The following is a 14765-nucleotide window of genomic DNA, read 5'->3' as shown; positions in this document are numbered from 1 at the left end:
GGTCGTCGGCTGTCACATCGGCGAGTTAGGTACCCCTGATCCTGCGCAGGTATGACGCCGGTCATACACTCGTCCCGTCTGGCTTGTGAAGCATTTCACGAGCGTGCGGGAGGAGGCGCGAATGACCGCGGTGGAACACGACGCCGATGTCATCGTCGTTGGCGCCGGTCCCGGTGGATCGGCGACTGCGTACCACCTGGCCCGGCACGGCGTACGGGTTCTGGTGTTGGAGAAGACCGAGTTCCCCCGGGAGAAGGTCTGCGGCGACGGGTTGACCCCGCGCGCGGTGCGCCAGCTCATCCGGATGGGCGTGGACACCTCGCCCGAGGCCGGCTGGCTGCACAACAAGGGCCTGCGGGTGATCGGCGGCGGCGTACGCCTGGAGCTGGACTGGCCGGAGCTGGCGAGCTTCCCGAACTACGGGCTGGTCCGTACCCGGCTGGACTTCGACGACCTGCTCGCCCAGCGCGCGGTCGCGGCCGGCGCCAAACTGCGGACCAACGTCAACGTGTTGGGCCCGGTGCTCGACGACGACGGCCGGGTGACCGGCGTGCAGGCGGAGGTGGGGCCCGGCAAGGAGCCCGCCACCTTCCACGCCCCGCTGGTCGTGGCCGCCGACGGCGTCTCCGGTCGGTTCCCGCTCGCGCTCGGGCTCGCCAAGCGGGAGGACCGGCCGATCGGCGTGGCCGTCCGTCGCTACTACCACTCGCCGGCCAAACACGACGACGACTACCTGGAGTCGTGGTTGGAGCTGCGCAGCAAGGACAGCGGCGACAACCTGCTGCCCGGGTACGGCTGGATCTTCGGGCTCGGCGACGGGCGGGTCAACGTCGGCCTCGGCGTGCTCAACTCGTCCTCCGCGTTCGGCAAGACCAACTACCGCCGGCTGCTCACCGACTGGCTGGCCAACACCCCCGCCGAGTGGGGGATGACCGACGAGACCAACGCGGACGGCCCGATCCTCGGCGCCGCCCTGCCGATGGGCTTCAACCGGGTGCCGCACTACACCCGTGGCGTCCTGCTGGTCGGCGACTCCGGCGGCATGGTCAACCCGTTCAACGGCGAGGGCATCGCGTACGCCATGGAGTCCGGCGAACTGGCCGCCGAGGTGGCGGTGCAGGCGCTCGCGCGTCCGGCCGGGCCGGAGCGGGAGCGGGCGCTCCTGGCGTACCCGAACGAGCTGAAGGCCCGCCTCGGCGGTTACTACCGCCTCGGTGGCATCTTCGTGAAACTGATCGGCCGTCCGGAGATCATGCGGATCGCCACCAAACACGGCATGCCCCATCCGACGCTGATGCGTTTCGTCCTCAAGTTGCTGGCCAACCTGACCGACCCCCGGGGTGGGGACGCGATGGACCGGGTCATCAATGCGATGACGAAGGCGGCGCCAGCCGTCTAGTTGGGACGGCATCGGTGCTGGTCACAGCCTCGGAGCCGACAAAGATCGACCCCCGCCGGCAGCCACCGCGAGGGACGTGAATAGTGTGATTTTCGTCAAGCACTGACGGCAGGGAAGGACGAGCAGGAGAAAACGATGTCGCTCTCGCCTTACGCACCGATCATCGGGCTGTTCGCCCTCGCCGCGGCGTTCTCGCTGTTCTCCGTCGGCGCCGCCCGCTTCGCCGGTCCCCGTCGCTACAACAAGGCCAAACTCGAGGCGTACGAGTGCGGCATCGAGCCCAGCCCGCAGCCGGTCGGCGGCGGGCGGTTCCCGATCAAGTTCTACCTGACGGCGATGCTCTTCATCGTCTTCGACATCGAGATCATCTTCCTCTACCCCTGGGCGGTCTCGTTCGACGCTCTGCCGATCTTCGGCTTCGTGGAGATGGTCCTGTTCATCGTCGCGGTCTTCGTCGCGTACGCCTACGTGTGGCGGCGCGGCGGCCTGGACTGGGACTGAGGAAGGAACGTCAGATGGGCATCGAGGAGAAGCTTCCCGCCGGCGTCCTGCTCACCTCGGTGGAGAAGCTGGTCAACTGGTCTCGGAAGTCGTCCGTGTGGGGCGCCACCTTCGGCCTGGCCTGCTGCGCCATCGAGATGATGGCCGCCGGTGGTCCGCACTACGACATGGGCCGCTGGGGCATGGAGGTCTTCCGGGCCTCGCCCCGACAGGCCGACCTCATGATCGTGGCCGGCCGGGTGAGCCAGAAGATGGCGCCGGTGCTGCGCCAGATCTACGACCAGATGGCCGAGCCCCGCTGGGTGCTCTCGATGGGCGTCTGCGCCAGCAGCGGCGGCATGTTCAACAACTACGCCATCGTGCAGGGCGTCGACCACGTCGTACCCGTCGACATGTACCTGCCCGGCTGCCCGCCCCGGCCGGAGATGCTCATCGACGCGATCCTCAAGCTCCGCGAGAAGATCATGTACGAGCCGCTGGGCCCGAACGGTCGCAAGATGCTGGCGGCCCGCCAGGAGCGCGGCGACGTCCCGGTCGTGCCGTACGGCTCGATGCCGTCCTCCTACCGCAACGACAAGGCCCGGCGTGCCGAGTGGACCCAGGCGGTCCGCGAGGGGCGCGAGGAGCAGTTGCGGATCGAGAACTGGATGAACGCCCAGAACCATCTCCACCCGCAGGCAGGCCCGAAATGACGTCTCCCACGGACAAGACCAACGACGGCGGGGTGCCGGTGCCGGTGACGCCGCCCGGCGCCAGCGCGACCGCCCCGGCCGAGTACCCGCCGGCCAGCCCGGCCGGCCGCGGGATGTTCGGCAACCAGGGCACCGGTGACGTGTCCGGCTACGGCGGCCTGGTCCGCCCGCGCCAGCCGATCGAGGAGGCCGCCCGGCCGTACGGCGGGTACTTCGACGAGGTCCGCGACGCGCTGGAGGAGGCGTACCCGGCCTTCGGCGACGCCATCGAAAAGGTGGTCGTCGACCGGGGCGAACTGACCCTGCACATCCGCCCCGAGCGGATCGCCGAGGTCTGCCAGGTACTGCGTGACGACCTCGCGCTGCGGTTCGAGCTGTGCTCCTCGGTGTCCGGGGTGGACTACCTCGGCGCCGACGAGCGCCGGCTGCACGTGGTCTACCTGCTCACCTCGATGACCTACCGGCGTCGGATCCGGCTGGAGGCCGCCGTCTCCGCCGAGTCTCCGCACCTGCCCAGCGTCACCGCCGTCTACCCGACGGCCGACTGGCAGGAGCGGGAGGCGTACGACATGTTCGGCATCGTCTTCGACGGCCACCCCAACCTGACCCGGATCCTCATGCCGGACGACTGGGAGGGCCACCCGCAGCGCAAGGACTACCCGCTCGGTGGCGTGCCCGTCGAGTACAAGGGCGCCGAGATTCCGCCGCCGGACCGGAGGAGGTCCTACCAGTGACCACGTCGAACTACGCGACCGAACGCGAGACCACCGAGGGCCGGGTCTTCACCGTCACGGGTGGGGACTGGGACACGGTCGTGTCGGGCACCGACCCGATCAACGACGAGCGCATCGTGGTCAACATGGGGCCGCAGCACCCGTCCACCCACGGGGTGCTCCGTCTGATCCTCGAACTGGAGGGCGAGACGGTCCGCGAGGCCCGCTCGGTCGTCGGCTACCTGCACACGGGCATCGAGAAGAACCTCGAGTACCGCAACTGGGTCCAGGGCTCGACGTTCGTGACCCGGATGGACTACCTCTCTCCGATCTTCAACGAGACGGCGTACGCCCTCGCGGTGGAGAAGCTCCTCGGCATCACCGACGACGTCACCGAGCGCGCCACCACCATCCGCGTGCTGATGATGGAGCTCAACCGGATCTCGTCGCACCTGGTCTGGCTGGCCACCACCGGCATGGAGCTGGGCGCCATCTCGATCATGCTGTACGGCTTCCGCGAGCGGGAGTACATCCTCGACATCTTCGAGACCATCACCGGCCTGCGGATGAACCACGCGTACGTCCGGCCGGGCGGTGTGGCGCAGGACGTGCCGGACGACGCGATCCGCAAGATCCGCGACTTCCTCAAGATGATGCCGAAGAAGCTCAAGGAGTACGAGGACCTGCTCTCCGGTCAGCCCATCTGGACCGAGCGGACCAAGGGCGTCGCGGTGCTGGACGTCACCGGCTGCGTGGCGCTCGGCATCACCGGTCCGGTGCTGCGCTCGGCCGGGCTCGCCTGGGACCTGCGCAAGACCATGCCGTACTGCGGTTACGAGACGTACGAGTTCGACGTGCCGACCCACCCCGACGGCGACGTGTGGGGCCGCTACCAGGTCCGGCTCGCCGAGATCCGTGAGTCGATGAAGCTGGTCGAGCAGGCGCTGGACCGGCTGCGCCCAGGCCCGGTGATGGTCGCCGACCGCAAGATCGCGTGGCCCGCGCAGCTCGCCATCGGCGTGGACGGCATGGGCAACTCGCTGGAGCACGTCGCGAAGATCATGGGTCAGTCGATGGAGTCGCTGATCCACCACTTCAAGCTGGTCACCGAGGGCTTCCGGGTCCCACCCGGCCAGGTGTACGTCGGCATCGAGTCGCCGCGCGGCGAGCTGGGCGTGCACGCCGTCTCCGACGGTGGCACCCGGCCCTACCGGGTGCACTACCGGGAGCCGAGCTTCGTCAACCTCCAGGCCCTCCCGGCGATGGCCGAGGGTGGCCTGATCGCCGACGTGATCGCCGGCGGCGCCTCGCTGGATCCCGTGATGGGTGGTTGTGACCGATGACGACGACGTTCACTGACGAGACGCGGGAGCGGGCACGCGAGATCATCGCCCGCTACCCGGCGGACCGGTCCCGCTCGGCCCTGCTGCCGCTGCTACACCTGGTCCAGTCCGAGGAGGGGTACGTCTCTCCGGCCGGCGTGACGTTCTGCGCCGAAGTGCTCGGGCTGAACAAGGCCCAGGTCGGCGCGGTCGCCACCTTCTACACCATGTACAAGCGCAAGCCCACCGGCGACTTCCTGGTCAGCGTCTGCACCAACACGATGTGCAACGTGCTGGGCGGCCAGGAGGTCTACGACACCCTCTCCGAGCACCTGGGTGTCGGGCACGACGAGACGACCGCCGACGGCACCGTCACGTTGGAGCACGCCGAGTGCCTGGCGGCCTGCGACTACGGCCCGGTGATGACGGTCAACTACGACTTCTTCGACGGCGTGGACCCGTCCACGGCGGTCGGTGTGGTCGACGAGCTGCGCGCGGGCGGCCGGCCGATGCCGACGCGCGGCGCGCGGCTGTGCACGCTGAAGGAGATGGCGGTGCAGCTCGCCGGATTCGCCGACGAGCGCGACGGCGCGGTCGCCGACGGCGGGCCGGGCGAGCCGACCCTGCGGGGTCTGCGGTTGGCGCAGGAGCACGGCGTCTCGGTGCCGGGCTTCGACCCGAACACCCCGATCCGCAGCAAGGCCGAGGCCGACAAGGCAGCCGCCGAGGCGAAGGCGAAGGCGGAGGCCGCCAAGCCGGCACCCGTCGAGGCCAGCACCGCGCCGGTCAAGGGCGGCGACGGAGCGGCCACCCCGGCTGCGGCCCCCGCCACCCCGGTCACCAGCGGCGACGGCGCGGCCACCCCCACGGGTACGGCCGGCACCGCCGAGCGGGTCGAGCCGGCGGCGGCCACCGGCAGCACCGCACCGGACGTGAAGGCGCCGGACGACAAGTCGCCGCAGGTGCGTACCGCCGAGACCCGGCAGCCCGACGCGGAGACGGCCGTGCCGGACGCGCCCGGCACGAAGGTGCCGGCGGAGACCTCGCCGCCGGGACCGCGCGACGCGCAGGCGGCCCAGGCCGCCGGCGCGGCCGCCAACGCCCCGGCCGGCGACGGTAAGCCCGCCGGTGACTCGACCGGCGCGCAGGAGCGCAACCTCACCGAAGCGTCGGCGGACGCGGATGGCACGGACCCCGCCGCCGCGAGCGAAACGGGGGCCCACAAGTGACCACTCCCCGCCCGGAGACGCTGGCCAAGCTGACGCCGGTGCTGACCAAGCGCTGGCTGTCACCGGACGCCTGGCGGATCGGCACCTACGAGCAGCTCGACGGCTACGCCGCGCTGCGCAAGGCCCTCAAGGCCCACCCGGACGACCTGATCCAGCTGATCAAGGACTCCGGGCTGCGCGGTCGTGGCGGCGCCGGCTTCCCCACCGGTCTCAAGTGGGGCTTCATCCCGCAGGGGGACGGCAAGCCGCACTACCTGGTGGTCAACGCCGACGAGGGCGAGCCGGGCACCTGCAAGGACCTCCCGCTGATGACCCACGATCCGCACGCGCTGGTCGAAGGCGTGATCATCGCGTCGTACGCGATCCGGGCCAGCCGCGCCTACATCTACATCCGGGGCGAGGCCGTGCACGCCGCCCGGCGGCTGCGCAACGCCGTCCAGGAGGCGTACGACAAGGGCTACCTGGGTCGCAACATCCTGCGCAGCGGCTTCGACCTGGAACTGGTCGTGCACTCCGGCGCCGGGGCGTACATCTGTGGCGAGGAGACGGCGCTGCTCGACTCGCTGGAGGGGTTCCGGGGGCAGCCCCGGCTGCGCCCGCCGTTTCCGGCCACCCACGGCCTGTACGCCAGCCCGACGGTGGTGAACAACGTCGGCACCATCGCCAGCGTCCCGCCGATCGTGCTCGGCGGGGCCGACTGGTGGAAGTCCATGGGCACCGAGAAGTCCTCCGGACCGATGATCTACTCGCTCTCCGGCCGGATCGCCAACCCGGGCCAGTACGAGTGCTCGATGGGTGTCACGCTGCGGGAGCTGCTGGAACTTGCCGGCGGCATGCAGCCCGGTCACAACCTGCGGTTCTGGACCCCGGGTGGATCGTCGACCCCGCTGCTCGCCGCCGAGCACCTGGACGTGCCGCTGGACTTCGAGGGCGTGGCGGCGGCCGGCTCGATCCTGGGCACCACGGCCACGCAAATCTTCTCCGACCAGGACTGCCCGGTCTACGCGACGTACCGGTGGCTGGAGTTCTACCACCACGAGTCGTGTGGCAAGTGCACCCCGTGCCGGGAGGGCAACTACTGGATGGTCCGGGTCTACCGGCGGATCCTCTCCGGCCAGGGCACCCACGAGGACCTGGACACCCTCCTGGACACCTGCGACAACATCCTCGGCCGCTCGTTCTGCGGCCTGGGTGACGGTGCGACCAGCTCGGTGACCTCGTCGCTGAAGTACTTCAAGCAGGACTACCTCGACTACATCGAGGGTCGTAAAGCTCCCATGCTGTCGGAGAAGACCCTGGTAGGGGCGCACTGATGAGCGCGAGGAACGAGCTTGCGAGTCCCGCAGTCGCGAATGAAGGGCGACTCTGATGACCGACGTAGCCAAGCAGACCGAGACCGTCACCCTCACCATCGACGGCGTCGAGGTCACCGCCCCCAAGGGGGCGCTGCTGATCCGGGTCGCCGAGCAGATGGGCACCGAGATCCCCCGGTTCTGCGACCACCCGCTGCTGGCCCCGGCCGGCGCGTGCCGGCAGTGCCTGGTCGAGGTGGAGGGGCAGCGCAAGCCGGTCGCCTCCTGCACCCAGACCGTCGCCGACGGCATGGTCGTCCGGACCCAGCTCACCTCCCCGGTCGCCCAGAAGGCGCAGGAGGGGGTGATGGAGCTGCTGCTGCTCAACCACCCGCTGGACTGCCCGATGTGTGACAAGGGCGGCGAGTGCCCCCTGCAGAACCAGGCGATGTCCACCGGCCGCACCGACTCGCGCTTCCACGAGCACAAGCGCGAGTACGAGAAGCCGATGGCGATCAGCAGCCAGGTGCTGCTGGACCGCGAGCGCTGCGTGCTCTGCCAGCGCTGCACCCGGTTCTCCGAGGAGATCGCCGGCGACAAGTTCATCGACCTGATGGGCCGGTCGTCCGCCGAGGAAATCAACATCTACCGGGACGACGCGTACGGCGAGCAGGGCGACGACGGTGACGTGCCGTTCAACTCCTACTTCTCCGGCAACACCGTGCAGATCTGCCCGGTGGGGGCGCTGACCGGCGCGCAGTACCGGTTCCGGGCCCGTCCGTTCGACCTGGTGTCCAGCCCGAGCGTCTGCGAGCACTGCTCGGCCGGCTGCGGGCAGCGCACCGACTGGCGGCGCGGCAAGGTGCTGCGCCGGCTCGCCGGTGACGAGCCGGCCGTGAACGAGGAGTGGAACTGCGACAAGGGCCGCTGGGGCTTCCAGTACACCCGGGCCGCCGACCGCCTGACCAACCCGCTGGTCCGCGACGAGCACACCGGTGAGCTGCGGGAGGCGTCCTGGAGTGAGGCGCTGACCCGGGCCGCCGAAGGGCTGCACGCGGCCCGCGAGGGCGGCCAGGGCACGGCGGTGCTCACCGGCGGTCGGCTGACCGTCGAGGACGCCTACGCGTACGCGAAGTTCGCCCGGGTCGCGCTGAACACCAACGACATCGACTTCCGGGCCCGGCCGGTCTCCCGCGAGGAGGCCGACTTCCTGGCCAGCTCGGTCGCCGGGGTCACCGACGTCACCTACACCGACGTGGAGAACGCGCCGGCCGTGGTGCTGGTGGGCCTGGAGCCGGAGGAGGAGTGCCCGATCCTCTTCCTGCGGCTGCGCAAGGCGTACCTGAAGAAGACCCTGACGGTGTACGCGCTGGCGCCGTTCGCCACCCGCGGCCTGGAGAAGCTCGGCGCCAAGCTGGCCCGGGTCGTGCCGGGCGAGGAGGCGAGCGTGCTCGCCGAGCACGCCACGGTCACCGAGGCGCTGAGCGCGCCGGGCGCGATCCTCATCGTGGGTGAGCGGCTGGCCGGTGTGCCGGGCGGGCTCTCCGCCGCGGCGGACGTGGCCCGGCGTACCGGTGCGAAGCTGGCCTGGGTGCCGCGGCGCGCGGGTGACCGCGGCGCGGTCGACGCGGGCTGCCTGCCCAACCTGCTCCCCGGGGGCCGGCTGGTCACCGAGCCGGCCGCGCGGGCCGAACTGGGCGAGGCGTGGGACATTCCGGCCGGGGTGATCCCCAGCCAGGCCGGTCGGGACACCGACGGCATCCTGGCGGCGGCGGCCAACGGACAGCTCGGCGCACTGCTGGTCGGCGGCGTCGACCCGGCCGACCTGGCCGACCCGCGGCTGGCCGAGGCCGCGCTGGACGCGGTGCCGTTCCTGGTCAGCCTGGAACTGCGCGCCAGCGCGGTGACCCGGCGGGCCGACGTGGTGCTGCCGGTCGCCCCGGTGGTCGAGAAGGCCGGCAGCTTCCTCGACTGGGAGGGCCGGCTGCGTCCGTTCGAGGCGGTGCTGAACACCGCCGCGATGACCGACGGGCGGGTGCTCGACGCGCTGGCCGCGCTCCTCGACGTAAGCCTCGGCACCGCCGACGTGCCGAGTGTCCGCCGCGAGCTGGGCTCGCTGCCGGCCACGCGCATGTCCCGGCCGTCCGCGCCGTCGGTGTCGCCGGGCACCGTGCCGCACCCGGCCGCCGGGGAGGCCGTGCTGGCGACCTGGCACCAGCTCGTCGACAACGGCACCCTGACCGAGGGCGACGAGAACCTCGCCGGGACCGCCCGCCCGCCGGTGGTCCGGCTGGGCAAGGGCACCGCCGAGGCGCTCGGTGTCGCCGACGGTGACGCGGTCACGGTCGGCACCGACCGGGGCGCGCTGACCCTGCCGGCGGAGATCACCGAGATGCCGGACGGCGTGGTCTGGCTGCCCACGAACTCACCCGGTTCGACCGTGCGACGCAGCCTCGGGGCGACGTCCGGCACGGTCGTCCGGATCTCCGTTCCCGCATCGGGTACGGCCATCCCGGCCGGACGCGTGGCGGCCGACGAGACCATCCTCAGTTCTGGGGGTAACCAGTGAACTCGATCGTCCTGGCTCAGGACCCGACGCTTGCCGACTTCGGTCGGGATCCGTGGTGGCTGGTTCTCGGCAAGATTGTCTTCGCCTTCGCGTTCGGTCTGCTGGCCACCCTGCTCGGTGTCTGGTTCGAACGGCGCGTGGTCGGTTACATGCAGGTGCGGCCCGGCCCGAACCAGGTCGGCCCGCTCGGCCTGTTGCAGACCCTCGCCGACGGCCTGAAGATGGCCTTCAAGGAGGACATCCTCCCGAAGGCGGCCGACAAGGTCGTCTACTTCTTCGCACCGACGATCTCGGTGATCTGCGCGGTCACCGCGCTGGCGGTGGTGCCGTTCGGCCCGATGGTGAGCATCTTCGGCCACCACACGCCGTTGCAGGTCACCGACGTGCCGGTGGCCGTGCTCCTGCTGCTGGCCTGCTCCTCGATGGGCGTCTACGGCATCGTGCTGGGCGGCTGGGCCTCCGGCTCGACGTACCCGCTGCTCGGTGGTCTCCGGTCGAGCGCCCAGATGATCTCGTACGAGGTCGCGATGGGCCTGAGCATCGTGGCGGTCTTCATGACCGCCGGCACGATGAGTACCAGCGGGATCGTCGCCGCACAGGGTGACGCCACCCGGCTGACCATCTTCGGCACCGAGATCCCGGCCCCGGGCTGGTACGCGATCCTGCTGCTGCCCAGCTTCGTCATCTTCTTCATCGCCACGGTGGGTGAGACCAACCGGGCGCCGTTCGACCTGCCCGAGGCCGAGTCCGAGCTGGTCGCCGGCTTCATGACCGAGTACAGCTCGCTGAAGTTCGCGCTCTTCATGCTCAGCGAGTACGTCGCGATGGTGACCATGTCCGCGGTCACCACCACGCTGTTCCTCGGCGGCTGGCGGGCGCCCTGGCCGATCACGCTGTGGGAGGGCGCCAACTCCGGTTGGTGGCCGATGCTCTGGTTCTTCGGCAAGGTGATCGCGCTGGTCTTCGTCTTCGTGTGGCTGCGCGGCACGCTGCCCCGACTGCGCTACGACCAGTTCATGCGCTTCGGCTGGAAGGTTCTGCTGCCGATCAACCTGGTCTGGATCCTGGTCCTGTCGGGCCTGCGCTCGATCGAGGACTGGGACACCCGCGGCAAGGTCATCGCCGTGAGTATCCCGGCCGGCATCCTGCTGCTCGCCACGCTCTTCTGGCCGAGCCGGAAGCCGCAGCCGCAGCCGACCACGCAGGAGCAGGTCGACAGCCGGCCGTACGGGAGCTTCCCGCTGCCGCCGATGGATCTACAGGTACCACCGAGCCCGCGTATCACGCGCGTGGTCGCCGAGCGGGAGCCGGCCAACATCGTCGCCGGCTCGGACTCCAGGGAGGTGTGACGTGGGCGCGATCACCGGAACGTTCAAGGGATTCGGTGTCACCTTCTCGCACATGTTCAGGAAGGTCGTCACCACCGACTATCCGTTCAAGCCGCCGGTTTCGGCGCCGCGCTACCACGGGCGGCACATCCTCAACCGGCACCCGGACGGCCTGGAGAAGTGCATCGGCTGCGAGCTGTGCGCCTGGGCCTGCCCGGCGGACGCGATCTACGTCGAGGGCGGCGACAACACCGACGAGCAGCGCTTCTCGCCGGGTGAGCGGTACGCCAGCACCTACCAGATCAACTACGCGCGGTGCATCTTCTGCGGACTCTGCATCGAGGCCTGCCCGACCCGTTCGCTGACCATGAGCAACGAGTACGAGCTGGCCCGGGACAACCGACAGGACCTGATCTTCACCAAGGAGCAGTTGCTCGCCCCGCTGTTGGAGGGCATGGAGCAGCCGCCGCACCCGATGCGGCTGGGTGACAGCGAGAAGGACTACTACGTCGGCGCGCTGGACAACCCGGGCACCTCCGCCGGTGCCGAGACGTCACCGATGGGCCCTGGCCGCTACCAGGTCGAGGAGCACCCCGGCGTGACGTTCCCGGGCGCCGAGCAGGCCGCCCAGCGTGCGGCGGTCGGCAAGGGAGAGAACGCATGACCACGTCTACGGTGCTCGCCGCGGCGGGCGGGGTGTCCGGCGGCGAGCAGGTCACCTTCTGGATCCTCGCGCCGCTCGCGCTGATCGGCGCGATCGGGATGGTGGCGGCCCGCAACGCGGTGCACTCGGCGCTCTGGCTGGTGCTGACCATGCTCTGCCTGGGCGTGTTCTACGTGCTCCAGGCCGGGCCGTTCATCGGCATGGTGCAGATCATCGTCTACACCGGCGCGATCATGATGCTCTTCCTGTTCGTGCTGATGCTCGTCGGTCGGGACGCGTCCGACTCGCTGATCGAGACCCTGCGCGGTCAGCGGGTCGCCGCGATCGTGCTGGGGCTGGGCTTCGCCGGCCTCGTCGGCGGCGCCCTCTACCGGGCCGTCGAGGGCTCCACCGCCGTCGGCCTGGACGAGGCCAACGCGGAGGGGAACGTGCAGGGCATCGCCCGGCTGCTGTTCACGAAGTACGTCTTCGCGTTCGAGCTGACCTCGGCGCTGCTGATCACCGCGGCGGTCGGCGCCATGGTGCTCGCGCACGTCGAGCGGCGCAAGCAGGACAAGATGGACCAGCCGGCGACCATGCGGGCCCGCTTCGCGCCGGGCAACTACCCGGGCCCCAAGCCGGGCCCCGGCGTCTTCGCGACCTCCTCCTCGGTGGCCACCCCGGCGCGACTGCCGGACGGCCGGCTCACCGAGCGGAGCACGCCGGACATCCTGCCGGTGCGTGAGCTGACCGCGCAGGAGACCACTCTGAAGGGGACCGACCGGTGACTCCTGACTATTACCTGGTGCTGGCCGCGGTGCTGTTCACCATCGGCGCCGCCGGGGTGCTCGTCCGACGCAACGCGCTCGTGCTGTTCATGTGTGTCGAGCTGATGCTCAACGCGGCCAACCTGACGCTGGTCACCTTCAGCCGGATCAACGGTGACCTCAACGGCCAGATCATGGCGTTCTTCGTGATGGTGGTGGCCGCTGCCGAGGTCGTGGTCGGCCTCGCGATCATCATGGCCATCTTCCGGACGCGACGCTCGGCGAGCGTCGACGACGCCAACCTGCTGAAGTACTAAAGGGGTCCACCGGTGGAAGAGACTGTGGAATACGCCCAGGCCACGGGGCTGCTCGGGGGCGTCTGGCTGCTGGTGGCGATCCCGCTGGTCAGCGCGGCCATCCTGCTGCTGCTCGGCCGGCGGGCCGACCGCTGGGGGCACTGGTTGGGCGTCGCGGCCATCGGCGCCGCGTTCGTGCTCGGGCTGGCGTCCTTCTTCCAGCTACGAGGCCTGGAGAACAAGTCGGTCGAGCTGAGCCTGTGGGACTTCATCGCGGTCGGTGACCTGCGGGTCGACTTCGGCCTGCTGTTCGATCCGCTGGCCGCCGTCTTCGTGCTCCTCATCACCGGCGTCGGCTTCCTGATCCACCTGTACGCCGTGGAGTACATGGCGCACGACGCGGGTCGCCGCCGGTTCTTCGCGTACTTCAACCTGTTCGTCGCCGCCATGCTGCTGCTGGTGCTCGGCAACAACTACGTGATGCTCTACTTCGGCTGGGAGGGCGTCGGTCTGGCGTCGTACCTGCTGATCTCCTTCTGGTACGGGCGGCCGAGCGCCGCCACGGCCGGCAAGAAGGCGTTCCTGATGAACCGGGTCGGTGACACCGGCCTCGCCATCGGCATCTTCATCATGTTCGCGACCCTGGGCACCACCCAGTACGACGAGGTCTTCAACGGCGTCGGCTCACTGACCGGCACCACCGTGCTGGTCCTCGGCCTGTTGCTGCTGCTCGGCGCGGCCGGTAAGTCCGGCCAGTTCCCGTTGCAGGCGTGGCTGCCGGACGCGATGGAGGGCCCCACCCCGGTGTCGGCGCTCATTCACGCCGCCACCATGGTCACCGCCGGTGTCTACCTGATCGCCCGCTCCAACCCGATCTTCTCCGCGAACTCGACGCTCCAGCTCGTGGTGGTCAGCGTCGGCGCGCTCACCCTGCTGATGGGCTGCATCATCGGCGCGGCCAAGGACGACATCAAGCGGGTGCTCGCCTGGTCGACGGTGAGCCAGATCGGCTACATGTTCCTCGGCGTCGGTCTCGGCGGCGGGGCGTACGCGCTGGCCATCGTGCACCTGCTGGCGCACGGCTTCTTCAAGGCCAACATGTTCCTGGGCGCCGGCTCGGTCATGCACGGCATGAAGGACCAGGTGGACATCCGCCGCTTCGGTGGGCTGTCGACGTACATGAAGGTCACCTGGTTGACGTTCATGATGGGCTGGCTGGCCATCATCGGCATGTTCCCGTTCTCCGGCTTCTTCTCCAAGGAGCCGATCATCGTGGCCGCCTTCGAGCGGGAGGACTGGACCGCCTGGCTCTACGGCGGTGCCGCGCTGCTCGGTGCGGGCCTGACCGCGTTCTACATGACGCGGCTGTTCGTGCTCACGTTCCACGGTCCGAAGCGGTGGACCGAGGACATCGAGCACCCGCACGAGTCGCCGAAGCTGATGACCATTCCGCTGATCCTGCTGGCGATCGGCTCGGTCGGCGCCGGCTTCCTGCTCTCCACCTCCGTGCCGGACTGGCTGACGTCCACCGCCGGTCTGGGCGGCGAGCACGCGGAGCACGAGCCGGTCCTCTCGCACCTCGTGATCACCACGCTGTCGCTGCTGGTCACCGTGCTCGGCGCCGGCCTGGCCTGGTTCCTGTTCCGGGCCGGCACGGCCACCGCGCCGCAGCCGGCCGGGATCCTGGTCACCGCCGCCCGACGCAACCTCTACACCGACGCCGTCAACGAGGCGGTCTTCGAGAAGCCGGGCATCTTCCTCACCCGGGCGCTGGTCTTCCTCGACAACCGGGGCATCGACGGTCTCGTCAACGGGCTCGCCGCCGCCGTCGGCGGGGGTTCGGGGCGACTCCGGCGGATGCAGACCGGCTTCGTCCGCTCGTACGCCACCTCGATCCTGGCCGGCGCGCTGCTGGTGATGGCGGCGTTCCTCGCGGTGCAGGCGGGGTGGTTGGCATGACCGACCCGAAGACGCCCGCCCCCGCCGGCGGACCACGCATCCACCACGGAGGTAA

General features: G+C 70.0%; 13 protein-coding genes. All 13 read left to right on the top strand.

Annotated features, from left to right (window positions below; genetic code table 11):
• Window positions 1–121 precede the first annotated feature (121 nt).
• The 13 genes from ACIBTX_RS02985 to nuoL all read left to right on the top strand — a co-directional run bounded on the left by ACIBTX_RS02985 (window position 122) and on the right by nuoL (window position 14710).
• On the top strand, window positions 122–1399 hold the full coding sequence (locus tag ACIBTX_RS02985) for a geranylgeranyl reductase family protein (protein WP_357123514.1): 1278 nt from the start codon (window positions 122–124) through the stop codon (window positions 1397–1399).
• 135 nt (window positions 1400–1534) lie between these two features.
• Window positions 1535–1900: an NADH-quinone oxidoreductase subunit A gene (locus ACIBTX_RS02980; RefSeq protein WP_007454588.1), complete on the top strand. Its 366-nt coding sequence runs from the start codon at window positions 1535–1537 to the stop codon at window positions 1898–1900.
• A gap of 14 nt (window positions 1901–1914) precedes the next feature.
• On the top strand, window positions 1915–2592 hold the full coding sequence (locus ACIBTX_RS02975; protein WP_007454590.1) for an NADH-quinone oxidoreductase subunit B family protein: 678 nt from the start codon (window positions 1915–1917) through the stop codon (window positions 2590–2592).
• Window positions 2589–3326: an NADH-quinone oxidoreductase subunit C gene (locus tag ACIBTX_RS02970; RefSeq protein ID WP_357175881.1), complete on the top strand. Its 738-nt coding sequence runs from the start codon at window positions 2589–2591 to the stop codon at window positions 3324–3326. The genes ACIBTX_RS02975 and ACIBTX_RS02970 overlap by 4 nt, the downstream gene beginning before the upstream one ends.
• Complete coding sequence (locus tag ACIBTX_RS02965) at window positions 3323–4648, top strand: NADH-quinone oxidoreductase subunit D (RefSeq protein ID WP_357175883.1); 1326 nt, start codon at window positions 3323–3325, stop codon at window positions 4646–4648. Before ACIBTX_RS02970 ends, ACIBTX_RS02965 begins: the two co-directional genes overlap by 4 nt.
• Window positions 4645–5856 (top strand): NADH-quinone oxidoreductase subunit NuoE, encoded by a 1212-nt coding sequence (nuoE, locus tag ACIBTX_RS02960; RefSeq protein ID WP_357123523.1) that lies wholly within the window; start codon window positions 4645–4647, stop codon window positions 5854–5856. The genes ACIBTX_RS02965 and nuoE overlap by 4 nt, the downstream gene beginning before the upstream one ends.
• Window positions 5853–7169, top strand: coding sequence for an NADH-quinone oxidoreductase subunit NuoF (gene nuoF, locus ACIBTX_RS02955; protein ID WP_357175888.1), 1317 nt, complete (start codon window positions 5853–5855; stop codon window positions 7167–7169). The genes nuoE and nuoF overlap by 4 nt, the downstream gene beginning before the upstream one ends.
• 55 nt (window positions 7170–7224) lie before the next feature.
• On the top strand, window positions 7225–9717 hold the full coding sequence (locus ACIBTX_RS02950; RefSeq protein ID WP_357123529.1) for an NADH-quinone oxidoreductase subunit G: 2493 nt from the start codon (window positions 7225–7227) through the stop codon (window positions 9715–9717).
• Entirely contained in the window at window positions 9714–11066 is a 1353-nt protein-coding gene (gene nuoH / locus ACIBTX_RS02945) for an NADH-quinone oxidoreductase subunit NuoH (RefSeq protein WP_357123532.1), read from the top strand. The genes ACIBTX_RS02950 and nuoH overlap by 4 nt, the downstream gene beginning before the upstream one ends.
• A 1-nt stretch (window position 11067) precedes the next feature.
• Complete coding sequence (nuoI, locus tag ACIBTX_RS02940; protein WP_355048266.1) at window positions 11068–11709, top strand: NADH-quinone oxidoreductase subunit NuoI; 642 nt, start codon at window positions 11068–11070, stop codon at window positions 11707–11709.
• Window positions 11706–12476 carry an NADH-quinone oxidoreductase subunit J gene (locus tag ACIBTX_RS02935; RefSeq protein WP_357123536.1) on the top strand — a complete coding sequence of 257 codons (771 nt, stop codon included), beginning with the start codon at window positions 11706–11708 and terminating at the stop codon, window positions 12474–12476. The genes nuoI and ACIBTX_RS02935 overlap by 4 nt, the downstream gene beginning before the upstream one ends.
• On the top strand, window positions 12473–12772 hold the full coding sequence (gene nuoK / locus ACIBTX_RS02930; protein ID WP_355048264.1) for an NADH-quinone oxidoreductase subunit NuoK: 300 nt from the start codon (window positions 12473–12475) through the stop codon (window positions 12770–12772). The genes ACIBTX_RS02935 and nuoK overlap by 4 nt, the downstream gene beginning before the upstream one ends.
• A gap of 12 nt (window positions 12773–12784) precedes the next feature.
• Complete coding sequence (gene nuoL / locus ACIBTX_RS02925; protein WP_357175896.1) at window positions 12785–14710, top strand: NADH-quinone oxidoreductase subunit L; 1926 nt, start codon at window positions 12785–12787, stop codon at window positions 14708–14710.
• The last annotated feature ends 55 nt before the right edge of the window (window positions 14711–14765 follow it).

The sequence above is a fragment of the Micromonospora sp. NPDC049359 genome (assembly GCF_044466585.1).
GTDB lineage: Bacteria > Actinomycetota > Actinomycetes > Mycobacteriales > Micromonosporaceae > Micromonospora.
Note: the sequence above shows the minus strand (reverse complement) of the source record. Positions and strands in the feature narration are given on the sequence as shown.

Excerpts from the sequence above, each read along its gene's own strand:
- nuoE (WP_357123523.1), top strand. The coding sequence starts at position 4,645 with ATGACGACGACGTTCACTGACGAGACGCGGGAGCGGGCACGCGAGATC.
- ACIBTX_RS02975 (WP_007454590.1), top strand. The coding sequence starts at position 1,915 with ATGGGCATCGAGGAGAAGCTTCCCGCCGGCGTCCTGCTCACCTCGGTG.
- ACIBTX_RS02950 (WP_357123529.1), top strand. The coding sequence starts at position 7,225 with ATGACCGACGTAGCCAAGCAGACCGAGACCGTCACCCTCACCATCGAC.
- ACIBTX_RS02985 (WP_357123514.1), top strand. The coding sequence starts at position 122 with ATGACCGCGGTGGAACACGACGCCGATGTCATCGTCGTTGGCGCCGGT.
- ACIBTX_RS02970 (WP_357175881.1), top strand. The coding sequence starts at position 2,589 with ATGACGTCTCCCACGGACAAGACCAACGACGGCGGGGTGCCGGTGCCG.
- ACIBTX_RS02935 (WP_357123536.1), top strand. The coding sequence starts at position 11,706 with ATGACCACGTCTACGGTGCTCGCCGCGGCGGGCGGGGTGTCCGGCGGC.
- ACIBTX_RS02980 (WP_007454588.1), top strand. The coding sequence starts at position 1,535 with ATGTCGCTCTCGCCTTACGCACCGATCATCGGGCTGTTCGCCCTCGCC.